Here is a 24,772-nt window from a genome sequence, read left to right on the forward strand (position 1 = left end):
GCGCACCCGGAGCGGGCCGCCGCGCGACATGGTGTGCGTTACTTGATGATGCCAATCTGGCGCGAGATGTCCTGGATCTGCTGGACCGAGTTGGCCACGAACTGCTGGAACTCGGCGCCCTGCAGATCGAGCGGGGCGAGACCGTTGGCGGCCATTACCTGCTTCCACTCGTCCGAGGCGTAGAGCTTGCCGATCTTGTCGGCCCATTCATTGTAAGCCTCGTCCGACATGCCGCCGGGACCGTAGAAGCCGCGCCAGTTCGCGCCGATCGCGTCGATGCCCTGCTCCTTGGCGGTGGGGAATTCCGAGAATTCGCCGGGCAGACGCTCGGGGGCGAGAACGGCGATCACGCGAATATCGCCCGAGTCGACGAAGCCCTTGGCTTCCGACAGATCGCCGGTGAAGGCCTGAACCGATCCCGCCAGAAGCTGGGTCACGGCCTCGCCACCGCCGTCAAAGGCGATGTATTTCACGCTGCGCACATCGTCGATGCCGTAAGCGTTGGCCGCGATCAGCACCTTGAGGTGATCCCAGCCGCCCACGGCCGAGCCGCCTGCAACCGAGACGCTGGTCGGGTCGGTCTTGATCTTGTCGAGCAGTTCGGGAAGCGTCTTGATTTCGCTATTGGCCGCGACCGCGATCACCCCGTAATCGGCGCCGATCGAGGCGATCCAGCGCACCTGATCCATCGTGTTGCCCGGATAGGCGCCCTGCGCCAGACGGGTCGCGGTTGCCGAGGAGGCCGCGACGATCAGCTCGTTGTCGTCATTGCGCTTGTTGACCACTTCCGCGAAGGCCACGCCGCCGCCGCCGCCAGCAAGGTTCACCACCTGCATCGTCTTGTCGATGAGGCCCAGATCCTGAAGCGACTTGCCGACCTGACGGCAGGTGAAGTCCCAGCCGCCGCCGGGGTTCGCGGGCGCGATGCATTCCTGCGCCGAAGCGCCGGTCGCGACGGTGAGTGCTGCGACGGCAATCGCCGCGCGCATGAGTTTAAAAGCCATGAGATGTCCTCCACTGTCCGCCCGATGCCTCCCGCAGCGGGCTTATGGGTGCGGTTTACCGCTTGAACCTGTCATCAACCTGTCACAGGCTCGACCGCGAAAGGGAGGACGGATGCGGGTGCTGCTTGTCGAGGATGCGGAGGAACTCGCCGAGGCCACGCAACGCCGCCTCGCGCGGTCCGGCATGGCTTGCGACCGCGCAGCCAGTGTCGGTGAGGCGCGCGATTGCCTTGCCGTGCAGGCCTATGACGCGGTGATCCTCGATATCAACTTGCCCGATGGCAGCGGCACCGATCTCCTGCGGGAGATGCGCGCGGGCGGTGCGCTGATGCCCGTTCTGATGCTGACCGCGCAATTCTCGGTCGATGACAAGCTCTCGGCCTTTCAGCTCGGGGCCGATGATTACCTCGTGAAACCATTCGACCACCGCGAGCTCGAGGCGCGGCTGCATGCGATCGGGCGGCGCCGCGAGGCGGAGCGCACCGCCGATCTCGAACTGGCCGATCTGCGCTACAATGCGACGGCGGGGATCGCGATGTGCGGCGATCAGGCGCTCAAGCTCACCCGGCGCGAGTTCGCCCTGTTGGGCATGCTGATCCGCAATGCGGGGCAGGTGCTCTCGAAGGATCGGCTGCATGAGGGGCTTTACGCCTTCGACGATGCGGTGCCGGGCGACAATGCGATCGAGCTTTACATAGCGCGATTGCGCAAGAAGCTTTCGGATAGCGGAGTCGAGATCGAGACCCTGCGCGGGCGTGGCTATCGGCTGGCCGCGCGACCGCAAGATGACTGAGCCTGCCGCCCCTCCTAGCCAGGTCTCCGCGAGCCGCGAGCCGACAGGCCGCGCGCCCGGTGCCACGCGCTCGCTGACCGCGCGGCTCGTCACCGGATTGTCGAGCCTGCTGATCCTCGGCGGGTTGATCCTCGCCTTCGCGGCCTTTGCCTATGGGCGGACGGCGGCGCGCGATGCCTTCGACCGGCTTCTCGTCGGTGCGGCCAATGACATCGCCGCCTCGATCTCGATTCGCGACGGCGCGCCTGTCGTCGACCTGCCGGTGTCGGCATTTGAATTGCTCGCGCTCGCGCCCGACGACCGTATCGCCTATCAGATCAGCGGCCCCGGCGGCGCGGTTCTGACCGGATATCAGGACCTGCCGCGACCGACCTCATCAGCGCGCGACCTCGTGCTTTATGACGCGCGGTTCAAGGGAGAGCCCGCGCGGTTCATTCGCGTCACAAGGCGTTTCGCCGAGCGGCAATTCTCCGGCACGGTGGAGGTGATCGTCGGTCAGACCCTGCGCGCTCGCACGCAGCTCGCGTTCAGCATCACTCGCAACGCGCTTGGCGGACTGGCGGTGGGCGGCATCGCAATGCTCGCCTTCGCGATCCTCATCGTCCACAGCGCGCTGCGCCCGCTCGAGCGGCTTGCCAAGGGCATCGCCGAACGCGATCCACAAGACCTCACCCCGATCCGTGCTGCCGTGCCCGGAGAGGTCGATGTTCTCGTGCAGGCGACGAACGGGTTCATGGCGCGGCTCGACCGACAATTTGCCACCATGAAGAGCCTGATCTCCGACACCGCCCACCAGTTGCGCACCCCGGTGGCGGCTTTGCGTGCGCAATCCGACCTCGCCGCCGAAGAGGACGATCCCGCCCGTCGCGAGGAGATCGTGGTCAAGTTGCATGCGGGCACTGTGCGGCTGAGCCGGCTTCTCGACCAGATGCTCTCGCGCGCGTTGGTGATCCACCGCGCCGACAGCGCACGGCGGGAGCGGGTCGATCTGCGTGATATCGCGCTCGATATTTTCGAGGAGGGCGATCACGCGGCATTGTCACCGGGTGCCGAGATCCGGCTCGAGATCGGGGACGAGGAGGTCGCGGTTCTGGCCGATGCGCTCTCGCTTTCGGAGGCGGCCAAGAACCTCTTGGGCAACGCCTTGCGTCACGGTAAGGCTCCGGTGACGATCGGCGCGGAGCAGGAGAACGGACAGGCGCGGCTTTGGGTGCGCGACAGCGGTCCCGGTCCCGCACCCGAGCTGCGCGCGCGGCTCGGCGAACGCTTCACGCCTGGGCGTTCAGGCGCCGGACGGCGTGGCGCGAGCAGCGGTCTCGGCCTCGCCATCGCGCAATCGGTGGCCGAGACCTATGGCGGGACGCTGGAAATGGAAAGCGATGCGCCGGGGTTCACCATCGCGATCGTGCTGCCCGCGGCGGAGGAGCACAGATGATCCGTTTGCTCGTATCCCTGGCCCTTTGGGTGTTTTTTGCGGCGGCAGCTTCGGCGCAGCAGCCCGAGGCGATCCGCCATTTCGGGCCCGATCAGCCCGCCCGCGAGATCACGTTGCGTACCACGACCGATGTGGCGATCCTCGCCCCCGCGATCGGGGATTTCTTGACCACGCATTCCGGCCTCGCAATCCGGTTCGAGCAATGGGGCTCGAACGATCTCTATGAGGTCGGCGAACGCGATTGCCTTGCGGGACGGGCAGGGGCTGATCTGGTGATCAGCTCGGGCGTGCAGCATGTGGTCAAACTCGTGAACGACAATTGCGCGGCCACCTGGGTCTCGGCCGAGACCTCCGCACTCTCCCCCGAGCTGCGCTGGCGCGATCAGGTCTGGGGCATTTCGCGCGAACCGGCGGTGATGGTCTATAATCGTGCCCTCGTTCCGCCCGACGAGGTCCCGCTGACCCGGTTCGATCTGGTGGACCTGCTGCGACCTGCGCAATCACCCTATTCCGGCAAGGTCGCGACCTATGACATCGCGAGTTCCGGGCTCGGGTTTCTCTTCGCCTTTGTCGACAGCCAGGAGGCGAGCACTTTCGGCGCGCTGATGGAAGCCTTCGCGCGCTCGGGCGCGGTGGCGACCTGCTGTTCGGCCGAGATCATCGACGGTGTCGCGCGTGGGCGCTACCTGATCGCCTACAATATCCTTGGCTCCTATGCCGCACAGGCCGCGCGCGACAATCCCGATCTGGGTATCATTGCCCCGGCCGATTACACGCTCGTACTTTCGCGCGCGGCCTATCTGCCGGGACCGACTGTAAATCCCGATGCGGCAGCGCTTCTCGATTTTCTGCTCTCGGCACCGGGCAAGCGGGCACTTGCGAAAACGAACCTTATCGATCCGGCCGTGGACGATGGCGGAGGGGGAAATCGCGAAGAAGCGCTTACCCCGCGACGGCTGATCGCCCTCGGACCGCCGCTGCTGGTCGCCACTGACGATATGAAAACTGCGCGCTTTCTCGAACGCTGGCGCGAGATCTTCGCGCGGTAGGAGCCCATGCGGTCGTCCCAGAAAGAATGGCGATTAAACCGGCGAGCATGGGCAGGAGCGTCCAAATCGCACATTTGGGGCGGCGTCTTCGTTTTTCGGGAAGACCACCGCGCCAGCAGCCCGGCCGCGACACGGCAGGGATCAGGAAGGCTGCCACTCGGACAATGCTCGCCCGACAGGTGGCAAAGCCTCCGCTACAGTTGCGCTATCATTGAAAGCGGTGGGCCTGCGTCGTCCGTCGCGGTCCGGTCAGCCGCGGTTCGTTCGCGTATCGGCTGCTCAACCATACCGCGACGGACGACGTGTTACCCATGCGCTTCGAGGGTCTCCCTCAAACCGCAGGCTTCCGATGCAATGTGCCTTGCTCATAGGCATAGGCGCATTGGATCAGGAGTTGCTCGCTCCACTGCTTGCCGAGGAAAATGAGCTCGAACGGCGCGCCCGAGGCATAGTAGCCTGCCGGCACCGTGACACCCGGAATGCCGGCGATGTTCAGCTCCCCGACGGTCGTCTCGAGGATCGCGTCGCCCGAATGCAGACCCGGCAATTCGCACAGCATCTGCGGATAGACGAGCGCGTCGAGCCGGTGGCGCGCGAAGACCTCATCCATCAGGAGCAGATAGGCCCGCTTCAAGGCCGTGAACGCGGGCAGGGCGGGTGGCGTCGCCGGGGATTTCACCGCCTCGACGAAATCGGGAAGCTCGTTAAGGAAGCCAAGGATCGCCCCCTTCGCGAGAACGTTCTCGGCTTTCGTTGCCTCGACGAACTCCTCCCAAGTCTTGATCGCGGCATCGGGACCGAGCCGCTCGAGATATTTCGTCATGTCATAGGGGATCGATTCCAGCCCCCGACCGTCGAAGAAGGGCGTGCCGGGCGTGATCTGGCGGTAGCTTGCGAAATCCGTGCCCGCGAACGGGTCGAGGATAAGCTCCGCGCCCAGATCGGCCAGCTCGTCGATCGTGCGGGCGTAAAGCTCTTTGGCTTGATCGGACAGTTCGTTCTTGCGCCAACCCGGCCCGTAAAGCCCAAGGCGTTTGCCTTTCAGCGCGTCCTTCGACAGGCCCGAGGCGTAGCCGCCTTCGGGGATCTTGTCGACCGAGGCGAGCGTCTTTGGATCTTCGGTCGTGAACCCCGCCAGCACATCGAGGCCAAGCGCCGCGTCGGTGACGTTGCGCGCAATTGGCCCGACCACATCGCGATTGCCCGAGAGCGGCACCACGCCGGCATTGGGCACCAGCCCGATCGTCGGCTTGATCCCCACGAGCCCCTGCGCCGAGGCCGGGTTCTGGATCGAGCCGCCGGTTTCCTCGGCGAGGCCCATGACACACATATGCGTCGCGACCGCCGCCGCGGTGCCCGCGCTCGACCCGCCCGGCGCACGATCCTCGATCGCGGGGTTGATGGTGGGGCCAGCCCAGCTGTCATTCGCATGCGTCCCGGTCCAGCTCAGGATCGGCACGTTGGTCTTGCCGAGGATGACCGCATCGGCCGCGCGCATCCGGGCCACCACGGGGCTGTCGCGTTCGGGCATCAGATCGACGCCGCCGGTCCCCGAATAGAGCAGCCGCCAGCCCGCCGTGGTGGGGATGCCCGCCATGTCCATCGGATCCTTCACGACGATCGGCACCCCGGCGAGCGGGCCAAGCTCCTCGCCCGCGGCGCGCCGGCGGTCGATCTCGCGGGCGGTGTCGAGGGCGGCGTCATTCTCGAAGATGATCGCGTTGTATTTGCCGTTCAGCGCCTTGACCTGGGCGATGCAGGCCTGCGTCAATTCCTCTGCGGTGAACTGTCCCGAGGCCAGCCCCTCCCGGACGGTGGCGACGGTGAGCGTTCCGAGATCCGGCAGATCGGGGGTCGTTTGGGTGGACATAAGAGACTCCTATTCCGTTTGGCGGGCATGGCACCGCCATCGCCCGCGCCGCATTTGGCCGGGAACTGAGGGGACGAGGCCCGATCCGTCACGCGACGCCTTGCGGTCGCGCGACGCTCGGAAGCCTGGAAGAAAAAGGTCGCCTCCACCTGAGAAGCTGCCTTCCGAAGGCAGAGGCGACAAGGTTATGGGCCGCTTTACAAGGGAATGGAGAGCGGCCCAGAAGTCATTCCGCGATGCCGACGATCGACTTCAGGACCGAGGCCCCGACCGTGTATTTCGGATCGACCATGTTGCCGAGGCGCACGCGGCCGCACTGAGTCAGCAGCATGTAGGCGTCGATCTCGTCGAAGCCGAAATCGGCAGCCATCCAGCGGATCAGTTCGCGATAGGCGCCGCGCGCGGCATCTTCCATCGGGCGCGCCGAACCGACCGTCATGTAGAACTCTTCGTTCTCGAGGCGCGGCGTGCGGATCGTCCAGTTCTTGATCAGGTCGATGCGCACGGTGGTGACGGTCGGATGCTCGACCGCGACGCCGCAAAGCTCACCATCGCCCTGCGCGGCATGGCAATCCCCGAGGAACAGATAGCCCCCCTCGGTCTGCACCGGCAGGTAGACGACCGCGCCCGGCGCGACATCGGGCAGGTCCATGTTGCCGCCGTAATAGTCCGGCACCAGCGAGGAGATCGCTTCGGCAATCGGGGCCGTGCCGATGGTGCCGATGAAGGGCTCGTAGGGCAGGCTGATCTTGTCGTTCCACTTCGTGCCTTCCTCGACGGTGATGTCGAGCTTGCGCACCACCTCCGGCAGCGGCGCGGTCAGCAGCGCGGTCTCGAAGGTCGGAACCAGCCCGCCGAATTCGGGCATGATCACCGTGGTGCCCCGCGGCTGCGGACCGCGCGGGACGATGCTCTCGATATAGACCGCGATCGTGTCGCCCGGTTCGGCGCCGTTCACGTAGATCGGGCCGTTCTGCGGGTTCAGGAAGGGGAAATTCAGGATCTCGGTCGGCTTGTCGGTTTCCGACTTGATCGCCCCCTCGAAAGCGTCATGGGTCTCGGCGCTGACCACGGTGCCGGGATCGACGGTCAGGACCGGGTCGATCCCTGCGGTGTAGATGTAGGGATAGCTTCCCTGTTCTTCTTCGGTGATCGTGCGCGTCTCGAGGGCCTGACCTTTCGCCACGCCTTTGCGCGCCATGATGGACTCTTCAAACCAGCTCATAAGTTGCTCCTTTCATTCTGAATTTCTGGAAAGTTATGGGGAAGATCAGACCGACAGGTATCGTCGGATCGTGTCGCGGTCTTGCAGCATCTCGCGGTCGAGCTCGGCCACGATGCGGCCCTTGTCCATGACGTAGCAGCGCTGCGCCATCGCCCGGATCATGTCGACATTCTGCTCCACGAAGACGACGGTGACGCCGGTCTCGCGGTTCAGCTCGACCATGATGCGCGCGATGTCCTGCACGATATTGGGCTGGATCCCCTCGGAGGGTTCATCGAGCAGGATCATAGAGGGTTCGCCCATCAGAACGCGCCCGATGGCGAGCTGCTGTTGCTGACCGCCCGACATCGTGCCCGCGCGCTGATCGGCGCGTTCCTTGAGGATCGGGAAATAGCGGTAGATCTCGTCGACCTTGCCGGGAGTGGACTTGCCCGCGATGCTTTCGCCGACGAGCAGGTTTTCGAGCACGGTCATGCGGGGGAAGACGTCGCGGCCCTGCGGCACGTAACCGATCCCCTTGCGCGCCCGGTTATGCGCCGAGACGAGGTCGATCGACGCACCACGCAGGTTGATCGAGCCTTTATCGGTCGGCAGCAGCCCGATCAGCGTCTTCATCAGGGTCGATTTGCCAACCCCGTTACGCCCGATCACGGCGACGATCTCGCCCTCGCGGACCTGAAAATCGACGCCTTGCAGCACCGGCTTGCCGCCGTAGCCCGCATTGAGTTCGATGACGTCGAGAAGGACTTCCTTATGCATCGACTTCTCCCAGATAGATGGCGGCGACACGTTCGTCGGCGACGATCTCGTCGATCGTGCCCTGCGCGAAAATCTTGCCGAAATGGAGCACGGTGACCTGGTGGGCGATCTGGCGCACGAAGGCCATGTCGTGTTCGACGGCGAGCAAGGTCATGCCCTCGCGGTTGAGCTCCTGAAGCATCTCGCCGGTGGCGAAGGTCTCGTCGGGCGTCATCCCGGCGGTCGGTTCGTCCAGCAGCAACAGGCGCGGTTTCAGCGCCACTGCCATGCCGATCTCGAGCCATTGCTTCTGACCGTGGCTGAGATTGCCCGCGAGCTGCTTGCGGTCCTGCGAGAGTTTGAGGAACTCCAGCAGCCGGTCGATCTCCTCTTGCAGGATCTCGGGCGCGACATGGTGCTGAAGCGCGATCGTGAGGTTCTGCTGGACGCTCAGTTCCTTGAAGATGCCGGGCACCTGGAACTTCACGCTGATCCCCTTGCGGATACGCTCGAAGGGTTTCGCACGGGTGATTTCCTCGCCGTCATAGAGGATCTCGCCGCTATCGGGCAGGTGTTCGCCCAGGATCAGCTTGAAGAAGGTGCTCTTGCCGGCGCCGTTGGGACCGATCAGGCAATGCATCTCTCCGGGTTGGAGCGCGAAATCGACATTGCCCGTGACGTGAAGCCCGCCGAAATGCTTGTTGAGCTGGCGTGTTTCGAGAATGGCCATCACCGCTCTCCTTCCAGTTTGGATTTCCGGCGCATGAAGGGCGAGAGCAGCGCGATCACGATGCCACGCGGGGCGATCAGAACGGTGATCACCAGAAGCGTCCCCATCACGATCAGCGCGTATTGGCTGCCGTAGATCGTGAGCGACTGGAACACGATGAGCACAGCGAGCGTGCCGACCAGGGTCGTGGTGAGGTCCGAACGACCGCCGACCGCGACCCAGACGATGGGCAGCGAGGCCGCCGTCATCCCCATCGAGGCGGGCGTGATGTAATTGCCCCAGGAGGTGTAGAGCACCCCCGAGAGACCCGCGAGCGCGGAGCCGATCACGAAGGTCGCCAGCTGATACTTGCGCACGTCATAGCCCAGCATCTCGGCACGCATCGGGTTCTCGCGGATCGCCACGATGACATTGCCGAAGCGCGAGTTCACGAGGATGCGCAGCCCGAGATAGCAGACCAGCAGCAGCACCAGCGTGACGTAATAGAGGGTAACGTCGGGGTAGAGGACGATATTGCCGCCCGGCCACGGGATCGTCAGCGAGGGCATCGCCCCCATGCCGTTGAACCCGTTCAGCCGCGCCTTGCCGATCGCCCATTCCGGGCCCGCCGTCTGCGCCATGAAGCGTTCGAGCACCAGCGTCACCGAGAGCGTCACGATGCCGAGAAACACGCCGCTGATCCGGCCGAAGAACAGGAAGTAACCAAGGATCGTCGCGAAGAGCGCGCTGATGCCCACTGCGAGCACGAGCGAGATCAGCGTCAGCCCATAGGCGTCCCCGAGGTTGATCGTCAGGACCCCGTAGGCATAGCCCGCGACCCCGAAGAAGGCGGTCTGGCCGAAGCTGAGCGCCCCGCCATAGCCCCAGATCAGGCTCAGCCCCATCGCCATGAAGAGCCAGTTGAAGAAGTAGACGTTATTGCCCACGTCGTAGCTGTCCGCAAAGGCCGGATAGGCGCAGGCGGCCAGCAGGACGACGCCGAAGCCCGACCAGAATTTCGGTCCCTTGCCGAGGGTTTGCGGCCCCTCGATGAGCTTCAGGAAGGAAGTGAAACGGGATGCGCTGCTCACGTCAGGCCCTTTCTTTCAGGATCTTGCCGCTGATGCCGCGCGGCAGGATGCGGATCACGATGATGACGGCGATGAGCATGCCGATCTGACCGGCAAGCTGGCCCTGCCAGGAGGTCAGCGAGGCCTTGATGAAGCCGAGCACGACCGCGGCGGGCGCCGTTCCGAGGAAGATGTCCGCGCCACCCACAACGACGGTCACGAATGCCTCGACCATGAAGGCCGCGCCCATCGTCGGCACGAGCGTCATCGTCGGCGCGTAAAGCCCACCGGCGAGGCCAGCGAGGGCGGCACCCAGACCGAAGGTCAGGCTGTAGATCAGGTTCGTGTTGACCCCGAGGGCCTCGGCCACATGCGGTACCTGGATCGTGGCGCGCGCAAGGATGCCGAAACGCGTCTTGGTGAACATCAGCCACAGCGCGGCGAGCGTCACGAGCGCCATCACCATCAGCACGATGCGGTAGATCGAATAGGAATAGTCGCCGACCGAGAAGCTGCCGAAAGGCGTGCCGCTGCCGGCCATCGTCGTGCCCAGCACGATCAGCGTGCCCTGGGTGACAATCATCGAGATGCCCCAGGTCGCCACGATCGTATCGAGCGGACGTTTGTAGAGCGGACGGATCACCACCACCTCGACGATCATCCCGGCGATGCCGGCGGCAAGCGAGCCCAATGCAATCGCGATCGGCAGGGGCACGCCCATATGGGTCGCACTCGTCGAGACATAAGCGCCGCAGAGGATGAATTCGCCATGCGCGAGGTTGATCACGCCCATCATGCCGAAGATCACCGCGAGGCCGCAGGCGCTGAGCACGAGGAAGGCGAAGGCGTCTCCAAATTGATAGAAGAAGCTGAAAAGAGAGTAGAGGAACTCCATCGACCGTCCTTTCTTGGTGGCCAGCGTTCGGGAAAATCCGGGGGAGGAGGGATGCGGAGCCCCGGGGCCCCGCATCCGCAAGCGTCAGGTCAGTTCGCCGGCAGGTGCGACGGGGTGTACTGGTCGCTCGGGTCGCTCTTGGTCAGGTCGCAGCCGACATCACCCAGCCAGTAGGGCTTGATGTCATCCCAGGTTTTCGGGAATTCGATCGAGTGATCGGCCAGAACATGCGCGAGATAGATCGTGTGCGAGGTGTGCTGGCTCTTCGGGTCGATGCACATCTTCCCTTCGGGCGCGTCGTAGCACAGGTTGCCATCGGCGAGCGTGGCGCGCACATCGGCCAGAGCGGTCGAACCGCCCGCTTTCTCGACCATCTCCTTGTAGAGATAGACCGCCGCGTAGGAGTTCTCTGCTTCCTGGTTGATGTAGGGCTCGTCAGGGAACATCGCGTGGAACTTCTCGACGAAAGCCTTGCTTTCCGGGGTGTCGATTTCCTCGACATAGTTCACCGTCGCATACATGTCCTTCAGGCTCGGGGGCGTGAAGCGCTTGTGCTCGTAGCCTTGACCGACATTGACCGAGGAGGCCATCGGCAGATCGAGGTTCGCCGAACCGGCCTGCTCGTAGTAGGACGACTGCGCGGTGCCCACGAGAAGGGTCACGACGAAATCAGGCTTGGCGCCCTGGATGTTCTGGATCGTCTGCGAGAATTGCGACACGCCGAGCGGGATGAATTCCTCACCCACCATGGTCCCGCCATTGTCCTTGACGATGTTGCGCACCCATTCGGCCGAGATCTGGCCGAAGTTGTAGTCGGCGGCGATGGTGTAGACGTTCTTGCCGTATTTCTCCATCATGTAGGGGATCAGCGTCGAGAACTGCTGCTCGGGCACCGCGCCGGTGACGATCATGTTCGCGTCGCAGACGCCGCCTTCATACTGGTTGTTGTAGAAGGCCAGCCCGTCGAACTGGTTGACGATCGGGCGGTAAGCTTCGCGCGAGGCCGAGGAGAAGCCCGCGAAGACCACGTCCACCTTGTCGCGCTGCAGCACGCGGCGCATGAATTCCTGATAACGGGTGTTGTCCGACTGCGTGTCGTAGATCACCAGCTCGATCGGACGACCGGCGATGCCGCCTGCGTCGTTGATTTCCTTGGTGGCCAGCTGGATGCCATGCACCTTGCCGATGGTCGCGAGCGCGAAATCGCCCGACTGGTCTTCCAGCACGCCGATCTTGATCGGGTCGGCCGCCTGGGCCGCCATCGGCCCGGCAAAAGACAATAGGGTAGCGAGCACCGAAGCGGTGCTGATCAGTTTCCTGTTCATTTTCAACTCCTTGTTGAGGTTTTCTGGGTGCCTTCGCCGGCTAGCGCGCCTGACACCTCTTCTTCGTTTTACCGCGATCGAGATCGCTGTCTGGGTTTGCCAGTATGAGGGTCTCGCAGTAGTCCTCGACACTGACGCGCGCGCGCATGCTGGCCTTTCGCAGAAGGTCATATGCGGCATCTTCGTTAAGCCCGCGCTGGCGCATTTGCTCCGCGACGGCCTTGATCACGTAGATCCGTTTCCGGCGCCGTTCGCCCATATCGTCGAGGCTCACCTTCAGCCCGTCGACATGCTCGAACGCATTCACGCCGAGATAGAGAGCGGAATAGACGGCGCCGCTATGGATCGGTTTTTGCAAGAAAGAGGCGGCGCCAAGTTGAAGCATCGCCTTGAGACGGCTCGGCGCCTCGGTGCCGACCAGGCCGACCGTCGGGCATGGTGCATGCAAGATCGACGTGTTGTAGCTATCGGGCCAGGCCTGCGGCAGGTTCAGATCGCCATCGATGATGACGAGATCGGAGTCCGGCGTCAGATTTTCCGGGAGCTCGAAGTCCTGGCGCAGCGGGACGGGCCGGGTGTCCGGTTCGAGCCCGAGCCGACGCAGCGTTGCTTCGAGAATGCCCAGAGACTGGCCCTCGGTGGTGAAGATCACGGCCCTGCGGCCTCGGAAGTTCTGCGCGATCCGGGGGGCTTTCATGAAACCACCCTCACGTGCTTGCGCCGTTGCGCGGGTTCGAAGGCCGTCGCCGAGGACACGAGGTAGGGGTCGGCCGCAACCGGTTCGGGCGCTTCAAGGAGGATGTCGAATTCGAAATCCGTCCGCGACAGGCCGATGCGGGGGGTGAGCGAGGCGTGATAGGTCTCGGGATCGATCGTGACCCGCCCCTGGGGCGCATCGAAGACCTGTCCCGCCGCGGCTTTCAGAACCGCGCTGACCTCCGACGTTTTCGCGTCGGCGATAGATTTCGCGAGCATGTGGATGGCGATATAGGCGGCTTCCGCCTCGGCGGAGACGACCGGGCCTTCGGGAAAGGCTTTGCCATAGGCCTCGACGAAGCGCGTGTTGCACGCGCCTGCGAGGGACGAGAAATAGACGCTGGAGCTGATCTGCCCATCCGATCCCACGGGGCCAATCGCGCGGAGTTCCGGTTCCGAGAGGTTACAGCTCGCGATCGGGAAACGCTTCGTCTGCTCGATCCCGCGCGCCTTGCAGGTTTCGCGGAAGGCCCGGAAGAACGCGTAGGAGGAGTCGCCGATGAGCGCGTTGAAGACGAAATCGGGCTCGGTCTCGAGGATCTCCTCGATGATGGCGGTGAGATCGGTCTCGCCAACCGGCAGGTAACGCTCTGCCAGCACCTCGCCGCGGCGCTTCTGCAAGCCTTCGCGCATCACCCGGTTGCTCTCCCAGCCCCAGATGTAGTTCGAGCCGATGCAATAGGCGCGGCGACCGAAGCGCGCGCACAGAAAGTCGATCAGCGGCGACATGTGATGGTTCGGCGCGGCCCCCGTGTAGATCACGTTGGTCGAGCTCTCGAAACCTTCGTAATGCGTCGGATACCACAAGAGAGCGTCGTGCTTCTCGAAGAGCGGGATGACTTCCTTGCGGCTCGAAGACGTATAGCAGCCGCAGACATGACGAATGCCCTGATCGAACATGCTCTGCACGGCGGGCGCGTAATTGTGCAGATCGCTCGCCGGGTCGATGTGAACGGGGCGGAAGGTGACCGCCGCATCCGGATCCGCGTTGATCTCGTCGCAGGCAAGCTGCGCCCCATTGAGCTGCGTATGCGCCACTCTGCCGTAAGAGCCGGTGGTCGAGAAAAGCAGGCCGATCGGTAGTTCGAGACGTGTCATTTCGTAGCTTCCAACGGCAAAAAACCCCAGAAGCAGAAACTGCTTTTGGGGCGGAAATGCCGACATATCTGAGGATTCAACGCGCCGTAGCGAGCACATTTGCTCTGCGCTTACCTTACGCTAGGAATCGATCACGAGGCTGTCAATAGACTTGTGAATTCGTTGTGAGCGGCCTCTGCCCAAGGGGGCGCTTGCTTGTTATTGAAGCTCTCGTGGATGCCGGTTGCCTGCAATTTGAGCGCATCCCGGATGTGAAGGACGGATTCGCGCTCGCTCCATTTGTTTCCGCGGGCGTCAGGGGCTACCCCCGCCAAAAGCTTTGCCTCCGGCCGAAAGCGCCTTCCGAAAATCTCTTGCAGTCGACGGAGAGGTGCATTGGGGCCGAGAAGGGCTCGTAGACGCCTTTTCCAGCATCACGCATGAACAGCAGCTGTGGTCCGAGGGTGATCTCCCGGTAGCGACGGCGCAGGGCTGACGGTCGCGGCAAGATGCGCGATTGGGGGTCACCACATAACGGTCAAGGTTGTGAACCAAGAGGTGACGGGCGCGTTGTGCGTGCGTGTTCAATGGCGGATCCTCCTCGGGACCCGCGATGAAGTCTTCGTAAATTCGACTTTCCGCAATCCTGCCGGTTCGAGAAATGTCGTCGCTTTGGCGACCGACACGTGCCGTGCTCATCAAGGTCTGCTCGGTTTTGAACGCTGCGTCATCCGCCTCCGATAGCTAGAGTGGTGTCGGGGGCAGTGCGCAGGCGGATGATGAAATATCGTTGCCAGCGCCAGGTGGGGGAACGATATGCCGAGCAGCGCGAAACGCGATTTTGCTGGCGTCCGCCGGGTGCGGACAGCCACGATCATGATGCTTCTTTTGGGGACCACTGCGGGTATCGTTCCCGCCTTCGCCGATAGTGTGAGCGAGGTCACGGGGGTCGCGGGCCAGCCCGGCACCGCGAGCATGCCCGGCACGGCGGGGGCCGATCTCGTGCCGGGGGCGTTCAGCCTCGAAGCTCAGGCGACCGTCAGCGATTTCGGCTATCTCTTCACAGGCGGGCGCGGCGGGGACGGTTTCGCCGGGGCCGATGGGGCAAATGGCGTCAATGGCGCTCCCGTCTCTGCCTCGGGAACGGATGGGCGTGCCGGATCTCCCGGCGCTGCGGGCGTCGCGGCTACGGATGCGGGACCGGCGGGGGCGGCCTCTGGGATCACGCTCGATCTCAATGCGGATCTGACGACCAGGCAAAGCGGGGCCACGATCGCGGGCGGCGCGGGCGGGCTCGGGGCAAAAGGCGGGAATGGCGGCGCAGGGGGGAGCGGTAGCAATGGCGCGGATCAGGCGACGCCCGAACAATCGGGCGGGCTTGGTGGCCGCGGCGCGAGCGGCGGTGTGGCTGGCGAGGGCTCGCGCGGGGCGGCAGGCGGCGTGACCAGCGCCAACAGCCTGAGCAATTTCGCGGTGCTGGATGCGGGCGTCGACGGGCTCTCGATCCTCGGCGGAGCGGGGGGCGTGGGCGGTGCCGGAGGCCTCGGTGGCGCGGGCGGCGATGGCGGTCAACCCGGCTTGCCCGGACGGCCAGGCGTCGCCGGGATCAACTATCTCTACCAGGCCCAGAATGGCGATGACGTCTATTATGACGGGCTCGGCGCCAGCGCGGGAAGCGGCGGGGCCGGACGCGCTGGCGGCACGGGCGGCGTTGGCGGTGATGTCACCGACAACACCGTTTCCAACAGCGGAACCATCTCTGCCGGAGCCACCGCCCTGCGGCTGACCGCCGGTGCGGGCGGCGCGGGCGGCAATGGCGGGCGCGGCGGTGATGGCGGCGATGGCGGCGACGGGGTGAACGTGCCTTTCTCGGCCGGAAATGGCGCGGCTGGCCCCGCAGGACCGGGGCTTGTCTACCCGGGCACGATGGATTGTTACGGCGACACCGCCTGCGGCGCGCCGGGGGGCGATGGCGGGCATGGCGGCGACGCGAGACTGCGTGGGGCGAGGAGCGGCTATTTCGGAGATAGTTACGGCACCGGCGGCGCGGGCGCGGCCGGGGGCAGTGGCGCACGCGGAGCGGATGGGGGTGCGCTTGCGCGCAACACGGTGAGCAATGACGGCGCGCTGCGCGCCTCGGGCGACGGGATTGCGCTTGCGAGCGGTGATGGCGGTGCGGGCGGCGCAGGGGGCGATGGTGGGAATGGCGGCAACGGCGGCGATGGTGCCGACGGGGTGAAAGGCGGCGATGGCGGCCGGGGCGGCAATGGCGCGGACGGGGCCGATGGCATCATCGATTCGAGCCTGCATGCCTATCCCGGCGGCAACGGAGGCAATGGCGGCGATGGCGGCTTCGCGGGCCGCTCCTCATCCGGGGCGAATGGCGGACGCGGTGGCAATGGCGGACGCGGCGGTGATGGCGGGCGCGGTGGTGACGCGGGCGGTCTGATGGACAATACGATCACCAATCGCGGCACGATCGACGCGGGCGGCATCGGCATTTCTCTGGCCGGTGGTCAGGGTGGCGCTGGCGGCGCGGCCGGGGTTGGCGGGGCGGGCGGCGCGGGCGGCTTGGGCGGCGCAGGGGCGCCCGCAGCGCTGGCAGGGCCCGGCGGTTCGGGTGGCTCGGGCGGCGATGGAGCCTGCCTCGAGGTCGGGGTGCCCCCGGTCGCGGTAAAGCTGGTTTGCGCGGATGATGGGTATGACGGGATGGCCGGTTTTGCCGGGCGCCCGGGTGCGGCGACAAGCGCGGGCGCGACAGGGGCTACGGGCGTCACCGGGCAAAGCGGTATCCTGGGCGATGGCGGTGCGGGTGGCAGCGTTGTCGGCAACACGATCACCAATGACGGCACGATCACCTCGGGTGGAGACGGGATCGCCCTGATCGGCGGTGACGGTGGTGCGAGCGGCAGCCGGATCGGCGATGGCGGTGCGGTCACCGGTAACACCGTCGCCAATACCGGCGAGATCACGGCGGGCGGCTTCGGCATCCGGTTTCAGGGCGGCGCGGGCACGATCGCGGGCGAGGTTTCCTATAACAGCGTGACGAATGACGCGACCGGGGCGATCTCGGGCACGACGGGCCTCTTCTTCGGCGCGGGCACGAATAACAGCCTCGATACGACGGGGATCTTGCGCGGCACCTCCGGCACGGCGCTGGTCTTCACCTCGGGCAGCAATATCGCGACCTTCCAGCACGGGTCCCAAACCTTCGGCGCGGTGCAGGGCGGCATTGGCGATGACCGCTTCGTGCTGCACAACAACGCGCTGATCACCGGCGAGATTGCGGGAAATGGCGGCGCTGACACGCTCGAGCTGAGCTTCCGCCGCGTTCTGCCCTCGGAATACGAGATGCTGCAGGCGCTGCAGGCCGACACGGACAGCTTCACCTTCCGCTTCGAGGATTACGCCTATTCCGGCATCGAGCAGATCGACCTCGGCACGCTGCAACTGTCGGATTTCGGTCAGCGCGCCACCTATTCCAACCAGATCGCGGTCGGGCTTGCGCTCGACAATCTGGCTTTCATGACGCGTGACCTCGACACCGCCACCTACGGTATCGACGAGCTCTCGCCCAATCTCGATCTGGCGCTGCGCCAGCTCACGCCCGAGATCTACGACATCCCGCGTGCCACGACGCTTGCTGCGCTCTGGGCGCATCGCGGTGTGGCCTTCGACCGGTTGGATCGGGCGCGCGATCAACAAGACAGTGCGTTTTGGGTGCATCTGAGCGGGCGCCACTCGGTGACCCACAGCTCAAGCGATGTGCTGCTGAGCTACGATACGAATTCGTTCACCCGGATGATCGGGGCTGATCTTCTGGCAAAGGATAATTGCCGGATCGGTCTGGCCTTGGGTGACGATCACGACACGTCCTCTGCGCGAGGCTATGGCGCGCCCAATTCCTCGGTTTCAAGCGCGCGGCGCTTTGCGATGATCTATGGCGCGACTGATCTGGAATCGGGATTCCGCCTGACCGGCAATCTCGAAGTCGGCCGTGGCAGTTCGAAGGCCAGGCGCCACATCGAGATCGCAGGGGAGGAGCGCATCGCCAACGGCCGCGTCAATGATCGCTACACAGGCATGAACCTGCGGCTGATCTGGCCCGAGATGGGGTCTGCCGACAGTGGGCTGCAATGGGATACAGGGCTGAGCCTTGGCCGTATCCGCAGCGACGCTTTCGAGGAGACGGGCGCCGATGACCTGTCGCTTGCGGTCGCCAAGCGCGTCTCGAACTCGCTGCAAGTCTCGGCCGGGCTCACCAAGACGCGGACACGCAAGCTTGGCAATGGCGGCACGCTGGATATCAAGTTGCGGGGCGGGCTGCGGGCGGAGCTTCTCACGCAAGCACCGATCAAGGCCTCGTTCATCGCCGTTCCGGGCAGCAATTTCGAGACGGATGGCAACTATGCCAATGTGCTCGCCAGTATCGACCTGACTGTGGACCGGATCGATCTCGATGGTCGGCGTGCGTTCTATTTCGGTGCACGGGGAGATTTTCTTCCCGATACCGGTTCGGCAAGTATCGATCTCGCCGCCGGTCTGCGGCTGCGCTTCTGAGGAACCCCGATCAGGCTCGCCGTATCGCGTTTGTCGAAGTGGGGCAAAGCGCTGGTCCGCCAACTTGTGTCCAAACGTCATCTAAGGCTCTGGTGCCGCAGAGAACAGCGCGGGGCGATTTCCATCTGCCGCCCGGCGCGGCCCTGCATCGACGGGGCACTCCCGTTCCTTAGATGTTGAGTTTGTATCCGATATGGGTCGGTTCAAAACCCAGTCGCTCATAAAAGCGATGGGCGTCTGGCCGGGCCTTGTCCGTGGTGAGCTGAACCAGCGAACACTTGCGCGCTTCGCATTCGCGGATCGCCCAGGCAAACATCGCTTCACCAAGCTTGCTGCCCCGACGATCGCTCGCGATCCGCACCGCCTCGATCTGTCCGCGCTTGGTGCCATTGCGAGAGAGCCCTGGGATGAAGGTGAGTTGCAAGGTTCCGACAATCTGCTGCCCATCCTCGACCACGCAAAGAAACTGGTTCGGGTCGGCGTCAATCTCCGTGAACGCATCCCGGTAGCGATCGGCCAGGTCTGGCGAAGCGTTTTCCCGCGCTGCCCCAAGAGCGTCATCGACCAGCATCGCGACGATCGCCCCGAGGTCCGCAGCGGTTGCTCGGCGAAAACGCAGTTCATTCATGAGTGTTATCCTCTTTCTCCCTTGCCGACGGAGTCTATCGTAACTGTAGCTCGCTAAAGAGAAAATGTCGGCGGGCAGGGGGTTTGGTTCGGGGTGGCGGCAGGCTCAACGCGTGGGCTGCGGCGTGGAAAGGCTGGACGCCGGCTGCCAAAGGCGCCGACGAAAGGCTGCGAGGCAGAGCGCCGCTATGATGAGCTCCACGACAAGGGCGCCGATGACGTTGCCAGACGGCATCCCGTCCACGGCAAGCCCGACCAGCCGTCCGGCCGGGAAGGCGATGAAGACCGTCAGGGCCGCCGCCATCCCGACGGGCCGGGCTGCCTGCTGCCGGATTCCGAGCAACATCAGAAGGCCGAAAGCCGCGAGACCGGCGCCGGGGGCGCGCAATTCGCTCAGCAGGTTGGCGTCTTCGCCGAGCGTGATGCCGTAGCTGGCGTAGAAGGCATGCGGCATGAACAGGATGAAAGCGCCGATGGTGAGCGCAGTGAAGCCGGCGACACCGAGCGCGGTCGTCTCAAGGCGATTGGGTCTCATGTCATGTTCCTTTCATGAGAAGGTGTCAGGCGGCGCTTGTCCAGGCGCCGGTTCGGGCGGCCGCTCGGGCGAAGTCCGCGAAGTCGCGGGGGGCACGACCGAGCGCGCGCATCACGCCGTCCGCGGTCTGGGCGTTGCGCCCGTCCAGCGTTTCACGCGCAATGGCCGTGAAGACGTCGGCAACGAAATCGCCGCCCGCCTGCGCGATGGCCTCGTGAAACGCCTCGAAGCTGATCGGGATATGCCGGACCTCGCGCCCGGTGGCCTGTGAAAGCTCGGCCGCCATGTCTGCGAAGGACATCAGTCGCGGGCCCGTCACCTCGTAGAGTTCGCCCCTGTGTCCGTCCTCGGTCAGCGCCGCGACGACGACATCGGCAATGTCGTCGATGTCGATGATGGGCTCGACGACAGTGCCGCCGGGCATCGGAAGGACGCCCGAAAGGACCGGATCGCGAAGGTAGCCTTCCGAGAAGTTCTGAGCGAACCAGGCGGCGCGGACGATCGTGAACTCAAGGCCGGATTTGCGCACGACCTCTTCGCCCAGCCGCGCGTGCTGCTCTCCGCGGCCGGAGAGCAGCACGAGGCGGTCGACGCCAACATCGCTGGCGGTCTCGCAAAGGGATTCGAGCTTTTCCACGGCTCCGGGGAAGGCAAGATCGGGAAAGTAGGTGACATAGGCCGCGCGGGTCCCGCGCAGGGCGGGCGCCCAGGTTTCCGGCGCGTCCCAGTCGAAGGGCGTTGCAGCGTTGCGCGAGCCGCGGCGCACGGGGATGCCCCGTGCCTCGAGGCGGCTGACCACACGGCGACCGGTTTTGCCGGTTGCGCCGATGACGAGAATCTCTTGCTCTTTCATTGGGCGTCTCCTTGATTTCGGCACTCAAGGAATAGACGCGGGGATGCTGTGCGGTCTTGACCGGTGATGCCAGCCTTTTGACCGCCGTCGCCACTGCGCCTGTCAGCGGCGGGCGATATCCTTGCGGTAGGTCGCGGGCGTCGTGCCGACCCAGCGCTTGAACGCGCGGGTGAAGGCGCTCTGCTCGGAGAACCCTGTGAGAAACGCGATTTCAGCCAGTGAAAGGCTCTCGTCGCGCAAGAGCCCCTCGGCGAGGTCGCGGCGGGTTTGCTCGGCCAGGCTCTGGAAGGTCAATCCGTGCTCGGAGAGGCGACGGTGGAAGGATCGCGCACTGAGCCCGAGGCTGCTGGCGATCCGGGCCATCTTTGGCATCCCCTCGTTGAGGGTCTGCGCAATTGCGGCTTTCGTCTGCGTGACAAGCGCGGGCTCTCGGGTGATCTCGGATAGTTCCGCGTCCAGATGTGTGGTGAGGTATTTCGAGATCCCTTCGTCCCCAAGGATGTTGGGTCGGGCCAGCGCCTCATCGGCATAGAGGATTGCGTCGAGTTCGGCCCCGAAACGCACCGGGCAACCGAACCAGTCCTCATGCGCGGCGACGCTGCGCGGGGCGGGATGCCGGACCAGAACCTCGACGGGCGCGAGCGGCACCGGACAGACCTGCCTTGCGATGGAAACCGCGCTCACGAGGGTCGCCTCGTTCGACAGTCGCATCCCGAGGCGCCGTTCGCCGGCTCGATGCAGGATGAAGAGCGTGCCACCCGTTGTCGGCCGCAGCTCGTATGCGGAGACGTTGGTCCAGAGACGCGCATAGCGTTCCACCCGCGCATATGACGCCCCGAGCGTCGTCGCCGCCTTGAAGGCGAGCCCCAGCGCGCCGTATTCGTCAAGCCTCATGGAGGCACCCGTGCGCACCGGAAGATCGGTCACGTCGATCTGCTCAGCGATCTGCTCGAGCATGTCATAGTAGCGCTCTGCCGGAACCATCCGCCCGGCGTCCAAGGGCTCGTCAGGGGTCATCCCGAGGCTGGCCAGCATAGCACCAGCATCAACCCCATCGCCCGCCGCGGCGACTACTTTGCGCGCGAAGAGCGACGTCACATACTCCATGACTCCGCATTCTACGGTGCGCTTGTTGAACAGCCAAGCACGCACTCGATCGAGGCGCGCGGCGGTATGAAGGATCTCTTGTCGTCAAACCGTGCATTGAAACTGCGCGTGCAGCGACCGCCCGCTTTCGGTCGAAACTGGTCGTTTTGGCTCAAAGCAGAATAGCCATGATGATCAGGTGGCGATCGGTGGAACAGCGCTCTGTGAGCGCAACGCCCTGCCAACGGGGTCGGTAATGGCGTCTACCCGCGCTCTGGTCCCCGGCGCTCGGCAATGGCGCACGGTGGCGGTCTGTTCCAAGATTCTCGCGCTTTTCTGCTTGTGCCGAGTTTCTAGAGACCGCGCCCCGGGCACGGCTTGGCGCCCGGGGCTGAAGTCATTGCGCGGCCTGCTGCACACGCTGCGGCTCGATGTTGTGGTTGACCCGGAAGAGGTTGGCGGGGTCGTAGCGTGCCTTGATCTCTTGCAGCCGGTTGAGGTTTCCACCGTAGGCTTCGCCGAGGCGGTCTGTGTCATCCTCTGGCATGAAGTTCACGTAGACGCTGGGCGCCGCATCCGCCGCCGTGGCGTTGAACAGATCGCGTGCCCAAGCAATGCAGGCTGCATCCTTCGCCGGATCGTCCCAGCGGGTGTGGACGTTCATGGTGAAGTGGCTGTCGCGTTGCGGATAGGCGGTCGCATCTGACGCAACGCGCGCCATCGCTCCGCCGACATGGGCGATGAAGATCTCGCATTGCGGATCGGGCAGGTCTTCGACAGACCCTAAGACAGCCTTCATCGTGCCCGGCCCGAGCTTCAGGAAGTCCCGGCTTTTCCAGTAGTTACGTGCGCCGGGCGTCAGCAGGGGATCGAAGGCCGCCTGCCAGCCAGTAAAGGGATGCGGGCCAATCACATCGACAATCGGCGTTCCGAGGGCCCTCAGCTCTCGCATGGCCTCTTCGCCTTTGGCCATGTCTCCCGCATAGCAGGCGGCAAAGATCAGCACCTCCCGTCCGTGCCATTCTTCCGGAAGGAACGGCAGTGGCGGCGCCTTGCGCAGGACCGACCAGACAGTCAGTTCGTCCGGCGCCTGGTCGCAAAGCTCCTGAAACTTCGGCAGCAAAGCGGCAGCATCCGCGAAGGGATGGATGATAAGACCCGACAGAACCTCTGGGCCGATTGCATGGGCCTGGAATTCAAAGGAAGAAACCACCCCGAAGTTTCCACCCCCGCCGCGCAGGGCCCAGAAGAGATCCGGATGTTCCGTCTTCGACGCGCGGATGCAGTGCCCATCGGCCAGCACCACGTCAGCCGACAAAAGGTTGTCGATGGTCATCCCGTATTTCCGGGTAATCCAGCCGAAACCGCCGCCAAGTGTCAGTCCTGCAATTCCCGTGGTCGAGTTGACGCCGACAGGAACGGCAAGCCCATGCACCTGGGACTCGCGATCCACATCCCCCAGCGTCGCACCCGGCTCGGCGCGGACGGTTCCCTCTGCGGGATCGACATGGACCGACCGCATGCCCGAGAGGTCGAGCATCATCGAGCCGTCTTCGACTGCGAGACCGGCAATCTGGTGCCCGCCGGATCGCACGGCCATCCGTAGTCCCTTTGCGGCGGCAAACGTGACCGCGGCCTGGATGTCCGCGGCCCCCATGACCTGCACGACAAGGCCCGGCCTGCGATCAATCATGCCGTTCCAGATCGTTCGGGCGGTGTCATAGCCCTCATCTCCCTTGATCAGAACCTTGCCGCGCAAAGCGGCTGCAAGGGCCTCCCGGTCCGCGCCGGTGATCTTCTTGCGCGTGCCGTCCAACCCATTCATTTCAATGAAATCCGACATGTCTTCCTCCCTTTGAGATCATGACGCATCGGCGACGCTTTCTTCTCCTTTGCGCGCCTGCCGAGTTCGATTGTTTACGGTCCTGAAAGGATGGCGGGCCTGCGAATCTCAAACCAGTGGCGAAACTGGACCGGCCAGCTTGGAGAGAGAGTTGGATACAGAAACGCCGGTTTGCGCTATGATGGAGGTAGCCAGTGAGGAGGTCTCCGATGTCCAACGCCAGCTATTTCCAGTTTTGTCCGGTCGCGATGGCCGCCGAAATTCTCTGCACCCGATGGACGATGGTCCTCGTGCGAGAGCTCGTGGCAGGGTCGACGCGCTTCAACGATATCAGGCGGGGCGTGCCGCGTATGTCGCGCTCCCTGCTTGCTCAGCGCCTGCGGGAGCTGGAAGCGGCCGGGATCGTCGTAAGACACCCGGTCGAGGGCTCTCAGGCCGTGGACTACCTTCTGACCGACGCGGGAAAGGATCTGCTGCCGCTCGTCGAAGCCTTCGGGATCTGGGGGCAGAAATGGATGGAATCCGAGCCCTCCCTGGAGCGGCTCGATGTCTCCCTGTTGATGTGGGACATGCGACGCAATCTCGATCCTTCGCCTTTGCCCCCGGGCCGCACCGTCCTGAATTTCCGTTTCCCGGAACTCGCGGCGTCGAAACGCTCTTGGTGGCTGATTGTCGAAGCGAACGGTGATGTCGATCTGTGTCAGGTCGACCCGGGGTTTGACGTGGACCTCTATGTCACGACGGATTTGCGCACGATGACGGAAATCTGGATGGGGCTGTCGACCGTGTCGAAGGCCGCCCGGAGACTCGACCTTATCGGTCCACGGCAAGTGGCGGACACGATGCAAACATGGCTTGGCCTCAGCCCCTTCTCATCCGAGAGAAAACTCGCTTCCTGAGCCGCGTCGCAGCCACTACGCGCGGGGCATGAACGGATGTTGGCGAGAGTTCATCGGGAGGCCACCACCGCAGATCGGAACCCTGATCCGATTGGATCGAGCGCCAATCATGCGCCGAATTTGCAACCGGTCCATCGCATGAGGGTAGATCCGTTTTCTTTCACCGCGATTATGGCCGGGTCGGAGGTCGGATAGGCAACCGTCCCTCGTAAATCCAACGAAGCCAGCCGTCAGCGACCACTTCTTGTCGCTCGCAACTTAAGAAGCGGTCCGCGTGCATGTGCGGCGGCCCGCTTTTGTAGAGTGCCGTGACTCGCGAACAGCGGCCAGCATAGCGCTATGACGGCACGCCAATAGCAAAACAGCCCCGTGAGAGGGGCCGCTTAAGTGCTAGTTGTAGCAGGGATTTTTGGCTCCGGCGGT

At 64.4% G+C, this 24,772-nt stretch carries 20 protein-coding genes; 5 read left to right on the forward strand and 15 right to left on the reverse strand.

The features are described from left to right. Window positions 1–38: 38 nt before the first annotated feature. Window positions 39–1,004, reverse strand: a complete 966-nt coding sequence (locus TP2_RS16605) for a Bug family tripartite tricarboxylate transporter substrate binding protein (protein ID WP_206198355.1) — start codon at window positions 1,002–1,004, stop codon at window positions 39–41. 112 nt (window positions 1,005–1,116) lie between these two features. Between TP2_RS16605 and TP2_RS16610 the strand changes: the two genes are divergently transcribed. From TP2_RS16610 to TP2_RS16620, 3 genes are read left to right on the forward strand one after another with little or no spacing between them, the layout of a single operon-like run. Further along, entirely contained in the window at window positions 1,117–1,797 is a 681-nt protein-coding gene (locus tag TP2_RS16610) for a response regulator transcription factor (protein WP_038079758.1), read from the forward strand. Beyond that, entirely contained in the window at window positions 1,790–3,232 is a 1,443-nt protein-coding gene (locus tag TP2_RS16615; protein ID WP_084714426.1) for a sensor histidine kinase, read from the forward strand. The genes TP2_RS16610 and TP2_RS16615 overlap by 8 nt, the downstream gene beginning before the upstream one ends. After that, window positions 3,229–4,281, forward strand: a complete 1,053-nt coding sequence (locus TP2_RS16620) for an ABC transporter substrate-binding protein (protein WP_038079760.1) — start codon at window positions 3,229–3,231, stop codon at window positions 4,279–4,281. Before TP2_RS16615 ends, TP2_RS16620 begins: the two co-directional genes overlap by 4 nt. 331 nt (window positions 4,282–4,612) lie before the next feature. Here the strand turns inward: TP2_RS16620 and TP2_RS16625 are convergent, their stop codons facing one another. The 9 genes from TP2_RS16625 to TP2_RS16670 form a co-directional block, all read right to left on the reverse strand. Further along, window positions 4,613–6,151, reverse strand: a complete 1,539-nt coding sequence (locus TP2_RS16625; protein ID WP_038079762.1) for an amidase — start codon at window positions 6,149–6,151, stop codon at window positions 4,613–4,615. 226 nt (window positions 6,152–6,377) lie between these two features. Beyond that, window positions 6,378–7,376, reverse strand: coding sequence for an acetamidase/formamidase family protein (locus tag TP2_RS16630; protein ID WP_038079763.1), 999 nt, complete (start codon window positions 7,374–7,376; stop codon window positions 6,378–6,380). Between the two features lie 45 nt (window positions 7,377–7,421). Then, window positions 7,422–8,135 carry an ABC transporter ATP-binding protein gene (locus TP2_RS16635; protein WP_038079764.1) on the reverse strand — a complete coding sequence of 238 codons (714 nt, stop codon included), beginning with the start codon at window positions 8,133–8,135 and terminating at the stop codon, window positions 7,422–7,424. Further along, window positions 8,128–8,844, reverse strand: coding sequence for an ABC transporter ATP-binding protein (locus TP2_RS16640; RefSeq protein ID WP_038079765.1), 717 nt, complete (start codon window positions 8,842–8,844; stop codon window positions 8,128–8,130). The genes TP2_RS16635 and TP2_RS16640 overlap by 8 nt, the downstream gene beginning before the upstream one ends. Then, complete coding sequence (locus TP2_RS16645; protein WP_038079766.1) at window positions 8,844–9,914, reverse strand: ABC transporter permease subunit; 1,071 nt, start codon at window positions 9,912–9,914, stop codon at window positions 8,844–8,846. The genes TP2_RS16640 and TP2_RS16645 overlap by 1 nt, the downstream gene beginning before the upstream one ends. A gap of 1 nt (window position 9,915) precedes the next feature. Further along, window positions 9,916–10,788: an ABC transporter permease subunit gene (locus TP2_RS16650; RefSeq protein WP_038079768.1), complete on the reverse strand. Its 873-nt coding sequence runs from the start codon at window positions 10,786–10,788 to the stop codon at window positions 9,916–9,918. A gap of 89 nt (window positions 10,789–10,877) precedes the next feature. Further along, window positions 10,878–12,113 carry an urea ABC transporter substrate-binding protein gene (locus TP2_RS16660; RefSeq protein ID WP_038079774.1) on the reverse strand — a complete coding sequence of 412 codons (1,236 nt, stop codon included), beginning with the start codon at window positions 12,111–12,113 and terminating at the stop codon, window positions 10,878–10,880. 40 nt (window positions 12,114–12,153) lie between these two features. Beyond that, window positions 12,154–12,765 carry an ANTAR domain-containing response regulator gene (locus TP2_RS16665; RefSeq protein ID WP_169739552.1) on the reverse strand — a complete coding sequence of 204 codons (612 nt, stop codon included), beginning with the start codon at window positions 12,763–12,765 and terminating at the stop codon, window positions 12,154–12,156. Window positions 12,766–12,806: 41 nt separating this feature from the next. Beyond that, complete coding sequence (locus TP2_RS16670) at window positions 12,807–13,967, reverse strand: transporter substrate-binding domain-containing protein (RefSeq protein ID WP_038079864.1); 1,161 nt, start codon at window positions 13,965–13,967, stop codon at window positions 12,807–12,809. A gap of 855 nt (window positions 13,968–14,822) precedes the next feature. Between TP2_RS16670 and TP2_RS19000 the strand changes: the two genes are divergently transcribed. Further along, on the forward strand, window positions 14,823–18,506 hold the full coding sequence (locus TP2_RS19000; protein WP_157617158.1) for an autotransporter outer membrane beta-barrel domain-containing protein: 3,684 nt from the start codon (window positions 14,823–14,825) through the stop codon (window positions 18,504–18,506). A 169-nt stretch (window positions 18,507–18,675) separates the two neighbouring features. On the opposite strand, the gene TP2_RS16685 is transcribed toward TP2_RS19000, so the two are convergent. The 5 genes from TP2_RS16685 to TP2_RS16705 all read right to left on the reverse strand — a co-directional run bounded on the left by TP2_RS16685 (window position 18,676) and on the right by TP2_RS16705 (window position 23,450). Continuing rightward, the gene (locus TP2_RS16685) at window positions 18,676–19,134 is read right to left on the reverse strand and encodes a GNAT family N-acetyltransferase (protein WP_038079779.1); all 459 of its coding nucleotides are present in this window, start codon (window positions 19,132–19,134) and stop codon (window positions 18,676–18,678) included. A 105-nt stretch (window positions 19,135–19,239) separates the two neighbouring features. Continuing rightward, window positions 19,240–19,668, reverse strand: coding sequence for a DUF4345 domain-containing protein (locus TP2_RS16690; RefSeq protein WP_038079782.1), 429 nt, complete (start codon window positions 19,666–19,668; stop codon window positions 19,240–19,242). A 25-nt stretch (window positions 19,669–19,693) separates the two neighbouring features. Next, complete coding sequence (locus TP2_RS16695; protein WP_038079784.1) at window positions 19,694–20,521, reverse strand: NAD(P)H-binding protein; 828 nt, start codon at window positions 20,519–20,521, stop codon at window positions 19,694–19,696. Between the two features lie 102 nt (window positions 20,522–20,623). Beyond that, on the reverse strand, window positions 20,624–21,628 hold the full coding sequence (locus TP2_RS16700) for an AraC family transcriptional regulator (RefSeq protein ID WP_038079787.1): 1,005 nt from the start codon (window positions 21,626–21,628) through the stop codon (window positions 20,624–20,626). 376 nt (window positions 21,629–22,004) lie between these two features. After that, the gene (locus TP2_RS16705) at window positions 22,005–23,450 is read right to left on the reverse strand and encodes an FAD-binding oxidoreductase (RefSeq protein WP_038079788.1); all 1,446 of its coding nucleotides are present in this window, start codon (window positions 23,448–23,450) and stop codon (window positions 22,005–22,007) included. 209 nt (window positions 23,451–23,659) lie between these two features. Between TP2_RS16705 and TP2_RS16710 the strand changes: the two genes are divergently transcribed. Beyond that, complete coding sequence (locus TP2_RS16710; RefSeq protein WP_038079790.1) at window positions 23,660–24,349, forward strand: winged helix-turn-helix transcriptional regulator; 690 nt, start codon at window positions 23,660–23,662, stop codon at window positions 24,347–24,349. Window positions 24,350–24,772: the final 423 nt, after the last annotated feature.

It is taken from the genome of Thioclava pacifica DSM 10166, assembly GCF_000714535.1.
In the GTDB taxonomy this organism is placed as follows: domain Bacteria; phylum Pseudomonadota; class Alphaproteobacteria; order Rhodobacterales; family Rhodobacteraceae; genus Thioclava; species Thioclava pacifica.